The organism is Fimbriimonadaceae bacterium (assembly GCA_019638775.1).
GTDB lineage: Bacteria > Armatimonadota > Fimbriimonadia > Fimbriimonadales > Fimbriimonadaceae > JAHBTD01.
In genome coordinates this window covers 1,063,854-1,080,901 of the sequence record JAHBTD010000002.1, presented here as the reverse complement: position 1 = coordinate 1,080,901, position 17,048 = coordinate 1,063,854, and the positions used below count along the sequence as shown (strand labels likewise).

The window sequence follows — 17,048 nt, the reverse complement described above, 5'->3', positions numbered from 1 at the left end:
CTATCCATCGAAGGTCCTTGCTTGTTAGACGAGCGTTTCGATCCTTTGGAATCCAGACTTAGGACCCTTTCGAACCTGCAATCGCTCTTATTTGGGTTATCGGCAGTCTGAGAAGGCATGGTCAGGATGATTTCTTGCGCTGTTCAAAACATCAGACCATACAAAGGACCATCAGCTAAGACCGAACTCGATTAGGGCAATCTGCCCATTTGGCAATCCAGAATAGCCGAAGCTTGGTGTCTGTTCACTACGTCAACAGTAACGGAGGACCAAAAGGTTTCCGTATTCTTGCTGGGAGGGTTAAACTGAAGTCATGCAAGGCGCTTGGAAAGTCGGACTGCTGGTGATTGTCTTTGTCGGACTGCTCTTTGGAGCTTACGAAGTTCTCGGAAAGAGCCTCTTCGCCAAGCCCTCGAAGACCATCTATGCCGAATTCGCCGATGCTAGCGGGCTTCAGATCGGCTCGAATGTGACAATGGCGGGCGTCCGCATTGGCAATGTCACTGCAATCGAGCTCACAGCGCCTGATCGTGCCCGCGTCGCGATGACCCTCCAAGACGAGATCAAGATCCCCGAAGGTACGACCGCCCAGATTGCGAGCTCCCTTATCGGATTTGGAGATTCTCCTGTGGTTTTGGTTCCTCCCGCTGGGGGCTCCACGGGATATCTCGCCAGTGGTGCCACAATCATGGGCTCAAAGCCCTCACCCCTTGGCGACCTGCTTCCCGATATGACGACCACTCTTCAAGAGGTCAACAAAACACTGATCGCTACGCGAGCACTCCTTGAAGACGACAAGATGAAGGGCAACCTGCTCGCACTCTTGGAGACAAGCAACAAAACAATCGAGCAGTTTGGCAAGCTGGCAACGAGCTTAGATTCGACGATCGCAGAGAACCGCTCCTCGGTGCGTGGCCTAATGGCGAGCTTGGGCCAGACCATGACCGATGTTCAGAAGGCCACGCAATACGCGCTCAAGTTGGTCCAAGACCCCAAGTTCAAAGATGAAGCTCAGGCGATTCTTGCAAGCCTAAACCGTACGGCTGCCAGCGCAGAAAAGCTGATTGCCGGGGTGGAGGAGATGGTCAACGATCCAAAGATGCGCGACTCCTTGAACAACACGGTCGGCAACGTCGAAAAGATCACCGACTCCGGGACCCGCATCGCAGAAAACACGGAGAAGATGACCAAGGATGGCACCCTCATCTCTGAGAACGGCGTGAAGATCAGTGAGAACGTCGTGGAACTGACAAAAAAGGCCAACGAGCTTGCCGACGAAGCAAAGGCAGTTCTTGAGAAGCTTCAGAAGTTCTTTGACAAGGTTCCGAGCGGCGGTCCCGTCAAGGGATTGACCACGGACATGAGCCTTTCGAGGGAGCAGGACCCCAACCATTGGCGCACCGACCTCTCGGCGACGCTCCCCGTAGGGGGGGGTGGATCGGTGACCTTAGGCCTATGGGATGCCTTCGAGTCAAACAAGATCACAGCTCAATACGGGCGTCCTTTGAACTCAAGCCTGCAATACAGGTACGGAATTTACGCCAGTAAGCCCGGTGTCGGGGTAGACTACCGTCTTGCGCCAAGGCTCAGTCTGCGGGGCGATCTGTTCGATATCAACGATCCCCGCTTCGACCTTCGCGCCCGAATCGATTTCGGCAATGGCCTATACGGCTGGGTGGGCGCGGACCGCATCTTCGATAAGAGTGCGTTTACCATCGGTGTAGGCATACGCAAATAGAGGTTTGACCGATGAAAGTGATCATGACGCAGACGGTGCCGAAAGTCGGCAAAGAGGGCACGGTAGTGACTGTGGCCGATGGCTTCGCCCGCAACTATCTCTTCCCACGCGGCTACGCGACAATCGCGGCCCGCAACCAGCTCAAAGCGCTTGAGGGTCGACAGGCCCGTATCTCCGCAAAGCTTGCCGAAACCAAGGCGAGCGCGGAAGCTCTTTTCGAGAAGCTTGACGGCAAGACCATCCGAATTGAAGGAAAAGTCGGCGATGCCGGAAAACTCTTTGGCGCGATCACCTCTCTCAACATTCTTGACATGATCAAGTCTGAGTTGAAGGTCGAACTCGACAAGAAGCAGATTGCGATGGTCGAACCGATTAAGAGGCTTGGCGATCACAAGGTTCACCTCGATCTGCACCGTGAAGTCGATGCCTTCATCACGGTGACCGTCTTTGACCCGACCGCACCGGTCGAGACTGAAGAAGCTACCGAAGAGGCAAAGGCAGAGGGCGCTGAAGAAGCACCCGCTGAAGCTCCTGCCGCGACAGAAGAGCCCGTCGAAGCGTAACAATCTTCTCTTCGAGAATCGAAAAGCCCTTTGTCATCGACAAAGGGCTTTTTTTGGTGTTCCGTTTTGGGCTCCAGAAATAGGCTCTGAACGGTAGACTCCCTGAATGCTTGTCGCAGTCATTGTCGGACTCCTCCTCCCTAACGCCCCTATACTCACAAGCCCTGCCAATGGCGAAACTCTGCGCTATCCGTTGGTGATTCTCCGTGGAGAGTCTGAGCAGGAACTTGCGGTACGCAATATCACGGCAAAGACGCCCGCTGTACAAGCGCAGATCCACGATGGCAACTTTGTGGGCCTTGTCGAACTCAAGCCTGGCAACAACGAAGTTGAGCTCAAGGGCAAAGATGGGACGGCAAGCAAAATCCGCCTGAACTACAAGCCGATGACAAGTCCCTACAAAACCAATGTCTGGATGGTTGTGGGCAGTGATGAGCCGATGGGATACGAGTTTGCCGCTGGCGTAATCCAGCGCGACTATGCGGCAAGACTGGATGTCTCCGCCAAGCTGATGCAATCGGTCTGCGCTGAGTTGATGAATGAGGCTGGATATGGACGTATGACCTTTAATCTGGACTTCGATCAGGGCGGGAAGCTCCGCGTACGCGAAGGCCGCCTGGATAAGACGGGCAAGGAGATGCGCGACATGGACCCGAACGCGGCATGGGGGCACATCTATGGCTGGCTTGGAAGACAAGGGATTAAAGGGGAAACCGATAAGAACCTGGTGCTCACGGCATACACGCGCTATATCCCGGCAGAAAAGAAGCTTCTGGGAGGAAGTGCGCTGGGTGGGGGATACCTGGCGGTCTTCTCGGGTGGATGCACTTACACATGGCCCAAGAACCTTCAAGAGGTATTGCCGTGCTTCTCAAATGCAGCGGCGATTGATACGGCTCGGCAGCTTGACGATAGCGCGGGTCGAGGGCGGATGTGGTCGGTGGCTTCAACTACGCTAGGCGCATGGCTGCACGAGCTTGGTCACACGCTGGGTTTGCCGCACATCAATGACCCCTACAGCGTGATGTCTCGTGGCTTCGATCACTTTGGACGTGTGTTTACACTGACCGAGCCACCATCGAACCGCAAGGCGGAGCCGGTTAATTACAAGAAGGAGGAATGGGTTCGATGGAATGCCTACTTCGCCGCTCGCCTTCGCTATAGCCACTGGCTACAAGCCGATGGCAAATCGGGTGGACTCTTTGATGAGAAGGACGCCCCAAAGATCACACTTGATCGCGAAAACGACTTCATCAAAGTTTCCGCTCCAAACGGTTTAAGGGTCTTCGGAGCCCACTTCGAACCCAAGGACCCGTACTTTGTGCATTACGACAAGGAGGCGGTCAAAGAGGCTCAATTTAAGCTTTCTGATCAGCTATCTAAACTTGACGACAAAAGCACGATGTGGCTCGTGGCGATTGATGACGAAGGGAACATCAGTCAGATCGATTTGAAGAAGTAAGTCGTCGACAGTGGTGCAAGCGTCTCGCCTGCTCTGTGGTGGGCAGTCACTCTGATATATGGTCAGGACTGGACATTGAGGACAATGTCCCTTCAGCGCTCGATTCATCAAGAAGACATAGACTCTTTTCCAACCGCCAACACCCACTCTTCAAGCTGTTTCACCGCGCCGTCGCTCTCAAACAGGACAGCCGCTTTTTCAACGATCTGATCCCGGCAATGCTTCTGCCAATCAAGATCATTTGCCAGTCGATACGCCATCTCAACATAAGCCTCTGGGGAATCCGCCAACAGCTCCGTAAAGCCCATCTCCGCATACTCTGCCCGAGTGATCCTTGATCTCAGGAGCTGCCCAGGCATTGTCACAATCGGACGCCCCATCGCAAAAATCTCGAGGCTGGTCGTTCCACCGCCAAAATAGAACGGATCGAGGATGGCATCACACACCATCGTCAACGACAGGTAGTCGTCAAGCGGCATCATCGGCAGGAAAAGGATGCGGTCGGATACGTCAGGATGCGAACGTACGAGCCGTTCCCGCAATAGCTTTCCGTGGTTCGGTTGTTGGGCTTCCACGAACACAACCACGCCATTTGGGTCGCGGCGAAGCAGGTTGGCAACGGCATCGTCAAAGTCAGGATGCAGCTTAAAGAGGCTCTGAGGGCACCCATAGAACTTCTTATTCTCCGGCAAGCCAAGTTCTGCCCGATTCTTTGGATTTGCTGGGATTGGCGGAGGCGTGAAATAGGAGTTTATGAGGGGAAGCCGCACGAGCTTTTCGGTGTATTCCGCGTCCGATTCGGGTGTTTCCAGCGCTTCAGATGACAAGTAGTAATCCATGCTCGGAATCCCCGTCGTAACGGGGTGTCCCCAAGTTGTGAATTGGATGGGAGCTAGTCGTGAGAAGGCGAGGAAGTAGGTCTGTGCGTCCATCCCAATGTCGGGATAGAAAAGCATATCGAGTTCCTCGTTGGCAATCAGTTTTCGTGATGCGAAGTGGTCCATCGGTAGGCGAATTGACTTGTCGGCAAACGCGTCGATTCGATCTGTAAAGGCATCCTTCTTTTGCCCAGTGTGAAACACCACAATCTCAAACTTTTCTTTGTCGAGTTGGGGAATCATCGGCCCGATGACCCGCCCAACCGAATGCTTGTGAAGTGAGCCGGAGCAGATGCCGAGTCGGATACGGCTTCTCGTTGGGGCCGGCCTTTGAAGGTGCGGAGCCTCCCAGTTTAGGTCAGGACAGAGCGCCAAATGCATCTCGGCGATCGCCTTCATATGCTCCGACTCACGGTCTCGATAGTACGAAAGATAAAAGCCTGTGACCCCGATCTCACTACTGGGATCGGCAACCTTGAGCCCGGACTCTGCGAGCACTCGAGTTTCCTGGAGGACCCTTTCACGCGCTGCCTCCATCTCTTCGCGGCTGCCGGCGATCACCGGTAGGCATAACGCACGAATCGCTTGGAGCGACGGAGAGAGTTCGCCGCCGCGTCGCGTGACGTCGTCGAGCGTAGCGCGAGCCTGCTCTGAGAGACCAAGTTCGGTCAGGACAACAGCCTGCAACCGGATCGCGTCTGCATTGTTCGGGTCAAGCTCGATGGTTTTGGTAAGGCTCTCAACCGACCTTTCGAGCCACTTCATCTGGACTTGGGCCTGGGCTAGCGTAAACCAAGCCTTGGCGCTCTTGGGCGCGAGCTGCGTTGCTTCCTCTAAGATAGGCCCTGCTTCGTTCGTCTTCCCGTTGAGTAAGAGTGTTGCCCCGAAGTTTGTCAAAACCTCACCATGCTTGGGTTGGAGTTGGTGCGCGCGCCTGAACACCTCTTCAGCCTCCGCGATCTGCCCAAGGTGGATGAGGGTGTTGCCAAGGTTATTCCACGCCTCGAAGTTATTGCGATCAAGTTCGGTCGCCCGTCGAAAGGCGGGGAGCGCCTCCTCCCACAAACCTTGTGCCGAAAGCGCATTCCCGAGCTGAAACCATGCTCCTGGGTGATGCGCGTTGGACTGCGTGGCAAGTCTTAAAGCGGTTGCGGCCTCGGCTATTCTCCCTAAGGCATTCAGAACAAAACCCTTCATGTGCAGGGCTTCTGCATGGACTGGATCGCGGCGCAGCACCTCATTAAACGCTTCGACCGATTCTTCCAACCGGCCCTCAAACTGAAGCATCACCGCGAAATTGATGCGGGCTTCGATGTTAGCTGGGTCAAGCGTCAATGACTTTTCAAAGCACTCAAACGCCCTTTCCGCCATCTTGCGTTGGTAATACAAAACGCCGAGCATCTGCCACGCTGTCGAATCGTTCGCATTCTCCGAAATGGCTTGCTTATAGGCTCGCTCCGCTCCGTGAAGATCGCCACGCTGATGTAAGCGTTGAGCCTCTTGATAGGATGGCGAGGGTAAAGGGCGCGAATAGGACATCTATCCGTCCAGTTTAGCCGGATCGGATAAGATCGAAGGGTGGAGCAAAGCCAGTTCAATCGAATGCTTGATAAGCGTCTTCGCGACCTTGCCGACCAGCGAGTGCCCGGATCGGCATCTGAACTCAAGGATTGGTCAAAGGATGCGATCATCCGCTTGATGCGGGCCTGCAGTCTTTATCCGCTGCCTCCGAGAACCGATCCGAATGTGGCAATAACGGGAACGATTGAAAGGGACGGCTATCGGATCGAGAAGCTCCGCTTTGAATCTCGCCCCGGCACGATGGTCACCGGACACCTCTATCTTCCCGCAAACGAAGGGAAATCGCCCCTTGTCATCTCAGCGATGACTGAGCCCGCGTTCGGGAAAACGGAATCGTGGGTGCAGGCCAAGGCAATCGGCCTCGTGCTCTACGGCTTTGCCGTCCTTCTTGTCGATCCTCCTGGCAAATGGTTTGAGTCGTCTTTCGACGGTGAAAGGGCTTCGATGGGGGACGCTATGGACCCCCTCCTGTGTATGGGTTCGCCAGCGATGGGCGTTTATGCTTGGGACCTTATTCGAGCGCTTGACGTTGCCGACCGGCGCCCAGAGATGGATTCGACACAAGTGGCGATTGAGGGGTTTGGCTATAGCGGAGTTGCCGCTGCCTTGGCCTTTGCTCTTGACTTTAGGTTCAAGGCGTGCTTGCCGATTGCCGCGGCGGGGAGTTTGGAGGAGATGGAATTGACTCCGCAAATGCTTCTCAACGTTCCTCATTTGAATGCAGTGGGCGACATCGCGCATCTCTTGGCCGTCCGAGCTCCTGCACCCGTTTTCCTTGGTGGTGTTACGCACGATCCGATATCGACGCCTTCCGCGCTGAGGAAGACGTACGACAAGCTTCAGCGGCTCTATAAGTCGCACAACAAGGAAAGTGCGCTGAGGCTCGAAGTGATTGACGCTCCTGTTGATTACAGTCGTCGGGTGCGAGAGTCGGTTTATGCGTTTCTGCTGGAGCATCTAAAAGGTGAAGCCCGACGAACTTATGCTCCTGAATTGCGCCCGATGACCGACGGCATCTCCAACCCTCACGAAGCCGGGACCGAGCCAACACATGCCGCCGACCTCTGGGTTACGCCGGACTGGCAGCGTAACACAAGAACCTTCCGCGAACTGCTGGACCATGCTCTATCGGAGCCCTATCCCGAAGAGTACAACGTTGAGGAGAGGCTTGCACCGTGGGCAAAGTACGGCCGCTGGGAAGTGAAGGTTAATGGCGCAGTCTTGCGCATCCACGATCCAGGAGAGCCAGGCTCGCAGGATTCGATTCAGCTTCCCCTGCTCGAAGTAGAACCGGCAAAGTGCCTTGCCCAGGGGCTGTCCGTCGCGGAGTTTTTCGGGCAGTTATTGCACCTCTCTGTGCCCGGCGGTCCGGAAGGGTGGGAAGCTCGTGCGCACGGGGCGGATGCCCTGTCTGCGATGGTGGCATCGGTGAAGACTCTTGTTGGTGGAGGCTCTGAGACTCAACCAATTACTTCCATCGAAGCTCTCGGTCCGGTTTCAAGCCAAGCCGCACGATTCTTTAAGCTAATCCGTCCCGCCGTTGAATTGAGGGTAAGCCATGAGCTTAGCGGTTGGAAGGACGTCCAGAAGTCGGCGAATCCTTGCCTCATTCAGCCCGGAGCACGGTATATGAAGTGGCCTTTCTGAAACTGATCTCTTGAGAGAATCGTTAGTTCTTCCGTAACTCGATGAATACGAGTACTCTTATCGATAGCTGTGGAGGAACTATGTCTTCGTTAAAATCTTCGTTCACCCTCGTACTTCTGGTGCTCGGCTTGGTTGGGACAGCACACGCTCAATCTGTTGACCAGGTTGATCAGACCCCGTTGCCGAACACGATCAGGCCCAGCGAACTTCCACCCGACTATAAGGCTGTTCGTATTCAGCTTTCCGGTGGTAGCAACAACAACCAGATGATGCAGATGATGAGCCTGCAAATGATGTCGAGTGAGTTGGCATCGTTTTCGAATCGTGGGTATGGCCTTCTGAGCCTCCTGTTCGACGATGTGTACTGGTATCCCCCACCTCCACGAGCCTATGCAACGCCTGGCTACGTGTATGCGTACAAACTTGAGTTTGATTACCTATCGGGGCGGGATTTGACGACTAAACCCGGGCCAGACAGCTTTGTGCTGAGGCTATGCACAATCAGTTCAGAATTCCGGATGGTCACAAGTGAGTTGCCGGAGCTCACCAAAGAGAGGCTGCTAGAGCTCTTAGGCGGCTCGGGGTCAGCAGGTGAAGCGTCCATGCAGGTTCAATCTGCCCAAGCCGACCTCAGCGGCAAGCGGACGGCAACATTGAGCAATATCAAGCAGGTTGGTACGGCGATGATGATCTACATGGCTGACTACGACGACGTTTTCCCCTATGCCCAGTCCACCACAGCCGCCCAATATGTGACCAATCCCTACATGAAGAACACTAGCTTATGGACGACATTAAATCCAAACGGAGGCAGGATTCTATTCAATACCTCGCTTGGCGGGGTTTCTCACGTGGTCCTTGAAGACCCGTCCAAAACGGTGATGTTCTACGAGTCAAACGCCTGGCCAGACGGTCGTCGATGCGTATGTTTCGCTGATACTAGCTCGAGATTTGTAGATCAGTCGGGTTGGAAGGAGCTCGCGAAAACTCTTAAGCTCAAACTAAAGAGACAGGGCAAACCCCTCCCGGCCAACTACGGCGTTGAATGGGCGAAGAAGAATGGGCTCTTACCCGGTCCACCAAAATGAAAGAAGACCGTGCCCCGAGGGACACGGTCTAACATCTTTCGGGAACATGAACCTTAGTCCGTGCGCATTGGCCCGAACGAAGGCTCAAACGGAATCAGTCCTAAACGCGTTGCCGCGCGGAAGGCCTGAACTCGGTTGTTCACCTGGAGCTTATCGTAGATATTCGCCAGGTGGAAATCGACAGTTCGTTTTGACACGAACAGGACGTCAGCTGCTTCCTTGCTGCTGTGACCTTGCGCAATGAGGCTCAACACCTCGATTTCACGCTTGGTTAGCCTTACGCCCTTTTTTGCGACCTCGCTTCTTGCTGTGCTTGCCATTGGCATTCACCCACCCCTCTCTGAATTTATGCTTTTACCGCCTACCAAGTACATTCCACAGAAGTCGTCGGCATTTGAGATTGACCTAGCCGAAAGTTTTAATCCCGGCAATTTCTCCTGCGTGAGATGGGGCGCGTAAGCCAAAAAATATCTCTAAGTTAGGGCCAAGACGTCAAGAAAACAACAGCGTTCTTTGAGCCGCCCAAAACATATTGTCGTCTGTTATGACCGTAAATTTACCAGCCGGGTTCCCGGTCTGTTACTTACGGCCTTGCTCCGGCTCGCGTTCCCAGACCACCCTGGCTCCATCGGCGGCCTCGCACGAGAAGAACTGAGGCTCAGTTCGACATTGGGCGCGGAATCGAGCTTCTACTTGATTGATGAACGAGCTGACTCCCGAGCTGCGCACAAGGGCGACACAAGCTCCGCCAAAACCAGCGCCCGTCAGTCGTGCGCCAATACACTCGGAAGACTTCCAGCACTCCTCTGCCATAGCATTCAATTCCGGCCCGCTCACTTCATAGTCGTCTCGCAGGCTGATATGGCTCTGACGCATCAGCTCGCCAACCTTTTCATTGTCTCCTGCCCTAAGGGCGGTAACGAAGTCAAGACAACGCTGGTTCTCGGTGATTACATGTTTTGCTCTTCGATAAACCGTGTCTCCAAGCTTGTCCTTCATCCTCTCGATAGACTGCATGGTAGCTTCGCGGAGGCTTCTGACTCCCAACACAGAGGCTGCCATTTCGCACTCCGACCGTCTTTCGTTGTACTTCGAGCTAGCGAGGGAGCGAGAAGCCCCGGTATTGCAAATAACGATCTGGATGCCTTCCGGCAAAGGGCCATACTCAATGTCGAGGGTCTTCGTGTCGATGAACATCGCCTGATCGCGCCTTCCTAATGCGCTGGCAAGCTGGTCCATGATGCCACAGTTCAGACCAACGTAGCGGTTCTCCGCAAACTGTCCGATTAGGGCAAGCTCCGCCTCATTGAGATCAAGCCGGGCCAAGGTGTTCCATGCCACACCAAACGCAAGCTCAATTGCGGCGCTGCTGCTCACACCAGCCCCGCGTGGGACATCGCTCATGACAAGAGCATTGAGGTTGGGCAAATCTTCAGCGCCCTCTTGCTGCATCGCCCAGGCGACTCCGGCGACATAACCGCCCCATCCATAGACTGATCCCTTCTTTAGCTGGTTGACGTCGAATGTGGTTCGCTTGTCGATTGTGGTGGAGTAAAGCCTTGTTGGACCTTTTGTCAGACCAATCGCGGCGACGACGTACCGATCGATAGCGGCTGGAAAGACGAATCCGTCGTTGTAGTCAGTATGCTCACCGATGAGGTTGACGCGACCTGGAGCGGCCACGATGATCTCGGGCTCTTCGCCGAATTCACGCTCGAATTCCGCATGAGCCAACTCCCAAAGCATGGGAGAGAGGATAGCTGATTTTGGGTGGTGTGATCCGTGATCCGTAATCGGTAATCCGCCGAATTTTGTGAATGACGGATATTCTTGAAGCTACTGAAGTATCTATGCTGTCTCGATCACGGCTCACGAATCAACCACTCTTTTCAATTCCCCCGCAAAAATACCTGGTATTTAGAACACTATCCAGGGAATGATGTATGTGTAGCGTCCTGTGGGTTCAACCAGCCGCCCGAACTCACTTACGGGCGCTACACTTTTTTCTTCTCAAGCGCTACCCGAAAGGGATTACCTTCTGGCGCGTATTCGATCACTGTTCTTGAAAAGCTGACTTCGTTGGCGAACAGGGTCAAAATCCACATCCGAACGTTTCGATCTTTAGCCTTAACAAGCCAATAGGGAAGTCCTAAGAGATTGATATAACGAGCAGCTTCGATCTCATCCCACGAAAAGCGGATAGGTGTGCCGTAAGAGGTCTGCCCAGCGATCCCATTCTGCCCAACCTTAACTGGAAAGACGCATGTCATGGCCCAGATGAGGAGAACATCAGCGACGATAGCCGTGAGGCAGCCCGCGAGAATCGCGTCCGCCGAAAGCCCAGACGAGGCCAAAGCGACAACAAGCAAGGGCACAGTCACAATGAATGCGACCAAACAGATTCGACCGACCGAGTACCGAAAGACAACTTCGTCCAATTGATGTGTCTACCTACTGCCTTAGAATGACGATTACCACCCATGATGAGGTTCACGGGTAACCTTTTCGGATGTCCGACCCAATAGTAGCCAAACTCCAAGACTGGCTTAACTCCAACCAACAAGCCCTCCTCGACGACACCGTCAAAATGCTCCAATTCCCAAGTTTGGAAGAGGCTGCCCTCCCCAACGCTCCGTTCGGACAGGCGAACCGCGACGCCCTCGATTTTGGTATCTCGATCTGCAAAAGTTGGGGTTGGAACACCAAGGACGGAGAAGGCTACTACGGGTATGGAGAGTTTGGAAAAGGCAAGAAGCTGATCCTCGTTTTGGGTCATTTGGATGTCGTGCCGACCGGACCGGGCTGGAAGCATGCCCCCTTCGGCGCTGAGATCGACGAAGGCTATATATATGCCCGTGGCGCTGAGGACGATAAAGGACCAACGATGGCAGCCCTTTATGCCGCCCGTGCGTTGGAGCAGACTTTTCCCGATTTGGATGCCCGAGTCCGTGTTGTGTTTGGGTGCAACGAAGAGTCAGGGATGGAGTGCGTCAAGAAGTACGGGGAGAGGGAGGAGCATCCCACCTTTGGACTCGCGCCTGACTCCGGGTGGCCTTGCTATCACGCCGAGAAAGGGATCGCCGATCTTTTTATCACTGTCCCTCTCGGTGAATCTGAGTATCAGATACTGGAGGCTTCCGGTGGCCAGCGCCGAAACATTGTCCCGGATTACGCGATGGCGCGTGTCAAGGTCGCTGCGTCGCAAAAGAAGCTCGTCGAGCAAAAACTCGCCGACGCATGGGACAAGAATGTTGCGTGGTCGTGGGAAAGTGGGGAAGTGCTGAAGGTCGAAGCCGCTGGAAAAGCTGCTCACGGCAGCACCCCGTTCAGTGGGGATTCCGCTGTGACTCGCCTGTTCCGATTCCTTTATGAGACCTCTCCCCTGAGCACCGAGTCCTACTATGCAGCTCTTTTGTATGCCAGCCATCCCAGCGGAGTAGGGCTGGGAATCCACGACCGAGACGATGTGAGCAAGGATCTCACAAGCAACCTCGGCGTCTTGAGTTCTGAAAGCGGCCTCCTGCACTTGCTCGTTAACGTTCGCTACCCGGTGACCTGGCAAGGGGACACTCTGCTCAGCCGCTGTCAAGAGTTCTGTGCGGAATCTCCCCACGGGTTCAAGGTCACGGAGTTCGTCGACAGCGCGTCTCTTTACTTCCCAGTGGACAGTCCACTGGTCAAGGCGATCTGCGAAGTTTACAAGCTTGAGACGGGCGAAGATCGCCGGCCCGGGGTGATGGGCGGCGGAACCTATGCAAGGATGCTTCCGAATACCATCAGTATCGGTACTGGCTGGGAGGGGGACGGCAAGGCTCACGAGACCGACGAGCGACTCAAGGTCGAGCACTTGTACAAAATGAGCCGTATCTATGCCCACATCCTGTACCGACTTGCGACAATTTAACCGCGACGGGTGTAATAGAAAGTACGACGGACAACAGTCATGAAAGCAATTATTTTAGGATCAATCTTCGGAATTGGAGTGTTTACCGCGATGGCAATGGGAAGTCAGGAAGCCAAATCCAACCCCGATCCAGAAAAGACGGTTTACGATTTCACGATGGATAGCATCGACAGCAAGCCCGTCAAGCTGGACAAGTATAAGGGTCAAGTTTTACTCGTCGTCAACGTTGCAAGCAAATGCGGACTGACACCGCAATACGAAGGACTTCAGAAGCTCTACACCGATAACAAGGCCAAAGGCTTTGAGATCCTCGGCTTTCCGGCAAATGAGTTTGGTGGACAAGAGCCCGGGACGAACGCAGAAATCCTGGAATTTTGCACCGGCAAGTACAACGTTTCGTTTCCAATGTTTTCAAAGATCGTCGTTAAGGGCGAGGGAACCCATCCACTCTATCAGTGGCTTCTGAACTCGACGGAAAACAAAAAGGATATCGAGTGGAACTTCGCTAAGTTCCTCATCGGACGCGATGGAAAAGTCGTTGCCCGTTTCGCTCCTCAAGTCAAGCCGGATTCTCCTGAGCTGACGAAGGCCATCGCGAAGGCGCTTGAAGCAAAATGAGAGGCCGATTTATGGGCGGTCAATTGAGGCTGCCCAAGATCGCTCAGCTATTTGGCTGATGCCATAATCCTTGCATGTCCAGCCCGCAACTCCGTTACGCCAAGGGCTCTGACCTTTCTTTTCACAGCCTCGAAGGGTCTCCCGCGTTGCGTGTGATATGGCAGGACAACCTCTGCATACCGATGGGCGGCGTACGCTGCGTTTTCCCGCTAAGCCACCCCAACACACACTTCTCCGTTCATGATGCTAACGGAGACGAAGTTTGTCTCTTTGAAGACTTGAATGAGCTCGAAGACGAATCACGTCGTGCTGTTCAGCAGTTTCTCGACCGTCGATATTTCACTCCCAAAATTGAAAAGGTTGAATCTCTTACCCAAGATGGCGGTATGTGGCTTTTCAAAGTCCTGACGTCGAGGGGTATGTCCGAATTCTATGTTCGGAGTTGGCGCGATAGCTCTTATGAGCTAAAGCCTGGGCGCTGGATGATCATGAGCGTCGACGGCAAGCGCTACGAGATCCCTGATTTGGAGGCGCTGGATGTCAGAAGCAGACAGCTGGTGGAACAGCTCTGGTAAATGGGTTGCCGATTTTCTGTATCCATCGCAATGCGCGCTTTGCGGCACGCTTGGGACGCCGGCGATGTGCGCGACCTGTCAGCTTGCTTTCCCGATTGACGATTCGGGTTTGCAGAAATTAGGGGGCGACGATCCCCTGGATGCGCGAATCGCGTTGTATCGCTATCGTGACCGCGCTCGTCAGGCCGTTCAGCGATTAAAGTACGACAGGGTCACCGCACTTGCGAAGCCGATGTCGGAATTGATCGCCGATGCCTACTCACGATTTGGGTTTGATGACTTCGAATGTGTTGTGCCAGTTCCGATCCATTGGACGCGGCGCTTTGAGCGTGGATTCAATCAGTCGGAACTCCTTTGCCGCGCTATAGAATCGCCAATCGCCAGTCATAAGCTGCTCCGGCGGGTCCGTGCCACAGCCGCCCAAGTGAACCTAACACCGGCTCAACGCAGAGAGAATATCCGCAATGCGTTTGTCGCGCACGGTGAGTTTGAGGGAAAGGCGGTTCTCCTCGTTGACGATGTTTTTACGACAGGGCACACCGCCCGAGAATGTGCCCGAGTTCTCAAAAGCGCGGGTGCCTCCGAAGTCGTCAGCCTGACATTCTGCGCAGGCGCTTAAACTCAATTGTTATTAATTGTTTTGTAAAAAATGTTGCATCGAGGCTTCATTTGTTCTAAAATGACGATGGCAAGGATGAAACCTTAAATTCCCGATCTCTGACCTCGAAACACGGGAAGGGACTTCCTGCTACTGCAAAAAATGGGGAGATGAGTAGCCTCCGCCTACAACCGGCGGAGGCATTTTTATGCCCTCCTCAATCTCGGCTCAGTCTTGCCGCCCATCGGTCTGCCCAAGTACCGTCAATGCAAGAATTCGGTTGTGTTAAGGCACCGCCATATAGACTCTGAATCGCTTCTGTGTGAGCCATAATCCGGCCCGGAGAGTGACCATGCCCTACATCAAGCCCGAACAACGCCAAGCCTTGGACCCCCATATCGACCGTCTTGCTGATGAGATTTGCGGTCTTTGCCAGTCCCCGGAGGACAGCGCTGGACTGGTCAATTACTCCTGCACGCGGTTGGTGTTGAGAATTATTAAGAACCGGTTTGGTGGGCTGCGCTACTCCACACTCGCCCTTTTCAGTGGCGTCTTTTCAAACATAAGCTCAGAGTTCTACAGGCGTGTCGGCGTCCCTTATGAAGAGGCAAAGGCCGCCGAGAACGGTGATCTGGATTGGGAGGTTTGAGTATCGGCGACCCCACGTGAGATCGCCGATACCACATAGCCGTACGAGTACCGCCCTTTACCCCTCCGGCTGCATCAAACCGTAACGCCCATTCTTTCGTTTGTACAAAACCTCAATGCCGTTCGTGTCTTGGTTTCGAAACACGAAAAGCGGAAAATCCATCAGTTCGTACTCCAAAATCGCTTCCTCTCGGTTCATGGGCTTGATAGGGAAGCGTCGGATATCGAAAGGTGGTGGCGCGGGCTCTTCGAGATCGGCTTCAAGTCCTGTCGAAGGTGCGACGTAGTGCCCCCTTGAGCGATGGCGGTCTTGTATCCGCCCTTTGAGCCGTCGCATGCGCGTCTCAAGTTTGCTGCTGAGCTTGTCGATAGCCGCTTGAATGCTCTCGTCGTGCTCTTCGCCACGAACCATCAGTCCGTCGGCGAAGACTGTCACCTCCAAGGTGTGCCCGCTCTTGTCTTCGCGGTGAACCATTTCCACCTTTTGGGCTTTGCTAAAGTGACGTTCGAGTTTCGACAGCTTTTTGGCTGCGTATTCTCGGTCGTGAAGGCTAAGATTGCCTTCTGCATTCCTGACTAATAGTTCCACAGATGGAACACCTCCTTAGGTTATCTGGAGATCGTCGCAACGGCATGCGCTGCGATTCCCTCGCCGCGGCCTAGCGAACCAAGCCGCTCGTTGGTTGTTGCTTTGATGGAAACCCGATCGCGCTCGACGCCCATCGCCTCCGCAAGAGCGGAGCACATCTCGGAAACCCTCGGGCCGATTTTTGGAGTCTCGGCTATGACGGCGATATCCATGTGAATGACCGTCCATCCTTTATCTAACAACAATTTGGCGGCATATGCCAAGAAGGTTTTTGAAGGTTCTCCTCTCCAGCGGACATCTGAGTTGGGAAAATGCTGTCCGATATCTCCCAAAGCTGCCGCTCCAAGGAGGGCGTCAACGGCCGCGTGAATGATCGCGTCGGCATCGGAATGACCCTCAAGCGCCCGGTGATTCGGGAAGAGCACTCCACCCAGCCATAACTCCTTCTCGACATCCTGGGTGAAGGGGTGAATGTCGTAACCAATCCCCGTGCGTGTTTCGCGCGGGCCAGCCAAAGCTTGAGCATGTGCCCAATCGTCGGGAGTCGTGATCTTGAAGTTCCTGGCGTCGCCTTCCACCAAGACAGGGCTTACCCCAATCGCTTCAAGCATCGCCAGGTCGTCGGTAAATTCGGTCGTGGCCTCTTGATGGGCTCGAGTAAGTAAATCCACCTTTGCGCCCTGAGGGGTCTGCATTGCACGAAGCATTGAGCGGTCAAGCGTTTGCCAAGAATCTCCGTTCGCTTGTTTGATCGTGTCGGTGACCAGGATGGCGGGCGCAGAGGAACCACTGACCTTTACGGCCTCAATGACCCTGCTGATAACTTCGTAGGTAACGAACGGCCTTGCCGCATCATGCAAAAGCAGGATGTCTGCCTTCCCGGACACAGCGGTAAGGGCTGCCTGCGCGCTGGCTTGGCGAGTTTCACCTCCTGGCACGACAAAAGCCGCATCGGGGGCTGCTGAGTGCAAAGACTCGACATTCTCAGGCGCACTCACGATGCCTACGCCATGAAGGTCGGGGTGGGCACAAAAGGTATCGAATGACCATCTCCAAACTGGCTTTCCGCCAAGATTAAGCATGGTCTTGTCCGCACCAAAGCGCGTACCTCGACCAGCGGCAAGAATGGCGGCATAGACGGTCATAGAACGTCTACAGG

16 protein-coding genes are annotated in these 17,048 nt (G+C 54.4%); 10 read left to right on the top strand and 6 right to left on the bottom strand.

The genetic code is table 11. The annotated features are described in order from the left end of the window. The first annotated feature begins 313 nt into the window (after positions 1-313). The 3 genes from KF784_11240 to KF784_11230 all read left to right on the top strand — a co-directional run bounded on the left by KF784_11240 (position 314) and on the right by KF784_11230 (position 3,763). A complete protein-coding gene (locus KF784_11240) occupies positions 314-1,738 on the top strand; it encodes an MCE family protein (GenBank protein MBX3119631.1) in 1,425 nt (474 codons plus the stop codon). 11 nt (positions 1,739-1,749) lie between these two features. Continuing rightward, entirely contained in the window at positions 1,750-2,301 is a 552-nt protein-coding gene (gene rplI / locus KF784_11235; GenBank protein MBX3119630.1) for a 50S ribosomal protein L9, read from the top strand. Positions 2,302-2,407: 106 nt separating this feature from the next. Beyond that, on the top strand, positions 2,408-3,763 hold the full coding sequence (locus tag KF784_11230; protein MBX3119629.1) for a hypothetical protein: 1,356 nt from the start codon (positions 2,408-2,410) through the stop codon (positions 3,761-3,763). A 107-nt stretch (positions 3,764-3,870) separates the two neighbouring features. Here the strand turns inward: KF784_11230 and KF784_11225 are convergent, their stop codons facing one another. After that, positions 3,871-6,180, bottom strand: a complete 2,310-nt coding sequence (locus KF784_11225) for a tetratricopeptide repeat protein (protein MBX3119628.1) — start codon at positions 6,178-6,180, stop codon at positions 3,871-3,873. A gap of 39 nt (positions 6,181-6,219) precedes the next feature. On the opposite strand from KF784_11225, the gene KF784_11220 reads away from it, so the two are divergent. Further along, positions 6,220-7,869, top strand: a complete 1,650-nt coding sequence (locus tag KF784_11220; protein ID MBX3119627.1) for a hypothetical protein — start codon at positions 6,220-6,222, stop codon at positions 7,867-7,869. 80 nt (positions 7,870-7,949) lie between these two features. Beyond that, positions 7,950-8,957 (top strand): hypothetical protein, encoded by a 1,008-nt coding sequence (locus KF784_11215; GenBank protein MBX3119626.1) that lies wholly within the window; start codon positions 7,950-7,952, stop codon positions 8,955-8,957. A 53-nt stretch (positions 8,958-9,010) separates the two neighbouring features. Here KF784_11215 and KF784_11210 read toward each other — a convergent pair whose 3' ends face one another. The 3 genes from KF784_11210 to KF784_11200 form a co-directional block, all read right to left on the bottom strand. After that, positions 9,011-9,277 carry a response regulator transcription factor gene (locus KF784_11210; GenBank protein ID MBX3119625.1) on the bottom strand — a complete coding sequence of 89 codons (267 nt, stop codon included), beginning with the start codon at positions 9,275-9,277 and terminating at the stop codon, positions 9,011-9,013. 259 nt (positions 9,278-9,536) lie between these two features. After that, positions 9,537-10,703, bottom strand: coding sequence for a galactokinase (gene galK / locus KF784_11205; protein MBX3119624.1), 1,167 nt, complete (start codon positions 10,701-10,703; stop codon positions 9,537-9,539). A 248-nt stretch (positions 10,704-10,951) separates the two neighbouring features. Further along, positions 10,952-11,395, bottom strand: coding sequence for a hypothetical protein (locus KF784_11200; protein ID MBX3119623.1), 444 nt, complete (start codon positions 11,393-11,395; stop codon positions 10,952-10,954). 71 nt (positions 11,396-11,466) lie between these two features. Between KF784_11200 and KF784_11195 the strand changes: the two genes are divergently transcribed. The 5 genes from KF784_11195 to KF784_11175 all read left to right on the top strand — a co-directional run bounded on the left by KF784_11195 (position 11,467) and on the right by KF784_11175 (position 15,301). After that, complete coding sequence (locus KF784_11195; GenBank protein ID MBX3119622.1) at positions 11,467-12,861, top strand: Sapep family Mn(2+)-dependent dipeptidase; 1,395 nt, start codon at positions 11,467-11,469, stop codon at positions 12,859-12,861. A 96-nt stretch (positions 12,862-12,957) separates the two neighbouring features. Then, a complete protein-coding gene (locus KF784_11190; protein MBX3119621.1) occupies positions 12,958-13,479 on the top strand; it encodes a glutathione peroxidase in 522 nt (173 codons plus the stop codon). 74 nt (positions 13,480-13,553) lie between these two features. Further along, on the top strand, positions 13,554-14,054 hold the full coding sequence (locus KF784_11185) for a DUF1854 domain-containing protein (GenBank protein ID MBX3119620.1): 501 nt from the start codon (positions 13,554-13,556) through the stop codon (positions 14,052-14,054). Then, positions 14,017-14,673 carry a ComF family protein gene (locus KF784_11180; GenBank protein MBX3119619.1) on the top strand — a complete coding sequence of 219 codons (657 nt, stop codon included), beginning with the start codon at positions 14,017-14,019 and terminating at the stop codon, positions 14,671-14,673. Before KF784_11185 ends, KF784_11180 begins: the two co-directional genes overlap by 38 nt. Before the next feature lie 331 nt (positions 14,674-15,004). After that, positions 15,005-15,301 carry a hypothetical protein gene (locus KF784_11175; protein ID MBX3119618.1) on the top strand — a complete coding sequence of 99 codons (297 nt, stop codon included), beginning with the start codon at positions 15,005-15,007 and terminating at the stop codon, positions 15,299-15,301. 57 nt (positions 15,302-15,358) lie between these two features. On the opposite strand, the gene raiA is transcribed toward KF784_11175, so the two are convergent. Further along, positions 15,359-15,889 carry a ribosome-associated translation inhibitor RaiA gene (gene raiA / locus KF784_11170; protein ID MBX3119617.1) on the bottom strand — a complete coding sequence of 177 codons (531 nt, stop codon included), beginning with the start codon at positions 15,887-15,889 and terminating at the stop codon, positions 15,359-15,361. Between the two features lie 20 nt (positions 15,890-15,909). Next, a complete protein-coding gene (gene ispD, locus KF784_11165; protein MBX3119616.1) occupies positions 15,910-17,034 on the bottom strand; it encodes a 2-C-methyl-D-erythritol 4-phosphate cytidylyltransferase in 1,125 nt (374 codons plus the stop codon). Between the last annotated feature and the right edge of the window lie 14 nt (positions 17,035-17,048).

What these genes read in the sequence shown, in the direction of transcription:
- KF784_11240 (MBX3119631.1), top strand. Translation starts at nt 314, where the DNA reads ATGCAAGGCGCTTGGAAAGTCGGACTGCTGGTGATTGTCTTTGTCGGA.
- rplI (MBX3119630.1), top strand. Translation starts at nt 1,750, where the DNA reads ATGAAAGTGATCATGACGCAGACGGTGCCGAAAGTCGGCAAAGAGGGC.
- KF784_11230 (MBX3119629.1), top strand. Translation starts at nt 2,408, where the DNA reads ATGCTTGTCGCAGTCATTGTCGGACTCCTCCTCCCTAACGCCCCTATA.
- KF784_11225 (MBX3119628.1), bottom strand. Translation starts at nt 6,180, where the DNA reads ATGTCCTATTCGCGCCCTTTACCCTCGCCATCCTATCAAGAGGCTCAA.
- KF784_11215 (MBX3119626.1), top strand. Translation starts at nt 7,950, where the DNA reads ATGTCTTCGTTAAAATCTTCGTTCACCCTCGTACTTCTGGTGCTCGGC.
- KF784_11210 (MBX3119625.1), bottom strand. Translation starts at nt 9,277, where the DNA reads ATGGCAAGCACAGCAAGAAGCGAGGTCGCAAAAAAGGGCGTAAGGCTA.
- galK (MBX3119624.1), bottom strand. Translation starts at nt 10,703, where the DNA reads ATGCTTTGGGAGTTGGCTCATGCGGAATTCGAGCGTGAATTCGGCGAA.
- KF784_11195 (MBX3119622.1), top strand. Translation starts at nt 11,467, where the DNA reads ATGTCCGACCCAATAGTAGCCAAACTCCAAGACTGGCTTAACTCCAAC.
- KF784_11190 (MBX3119621.1), top strand. Translation starts at nt 12,958, where the DNA reads ATGGGAAGTCAGGAAGCCAAATCCAACCCCGATCCAGAAAAGACGGTT.
- KF784_11185 (MBX3119620.1), top strand. Translation starts at nt 13,554, where the DNA reads ATGTCCAGCCCGCAACTCCGTTACGCCAAGGGCTCTGACCTTTCTTTT.
- KF784_11180 (MBX3119619.1), top strand. Translation starts at nt 14,017, where the DNA reads ATGTCAGAAGCAGACAGCTGGTGGAACAGCTCTGGTAAATGGGTTGCC.
- KF784_11175 (MBX3119618.1), top strand. Translation starts at nt 15,005, where the DNA reads ATGCCCTACATCAAGCCCGAACAACGCCAAGCCTTGGACCCCCATATC.
- ispD (MBX3119616.1), bottom strand. Translation starts at nt 17,034, where the DNA reads ATGACCGTCTATGCCGCCATTCTTGCCGCTGGTCGAGGTACGCGCTTT.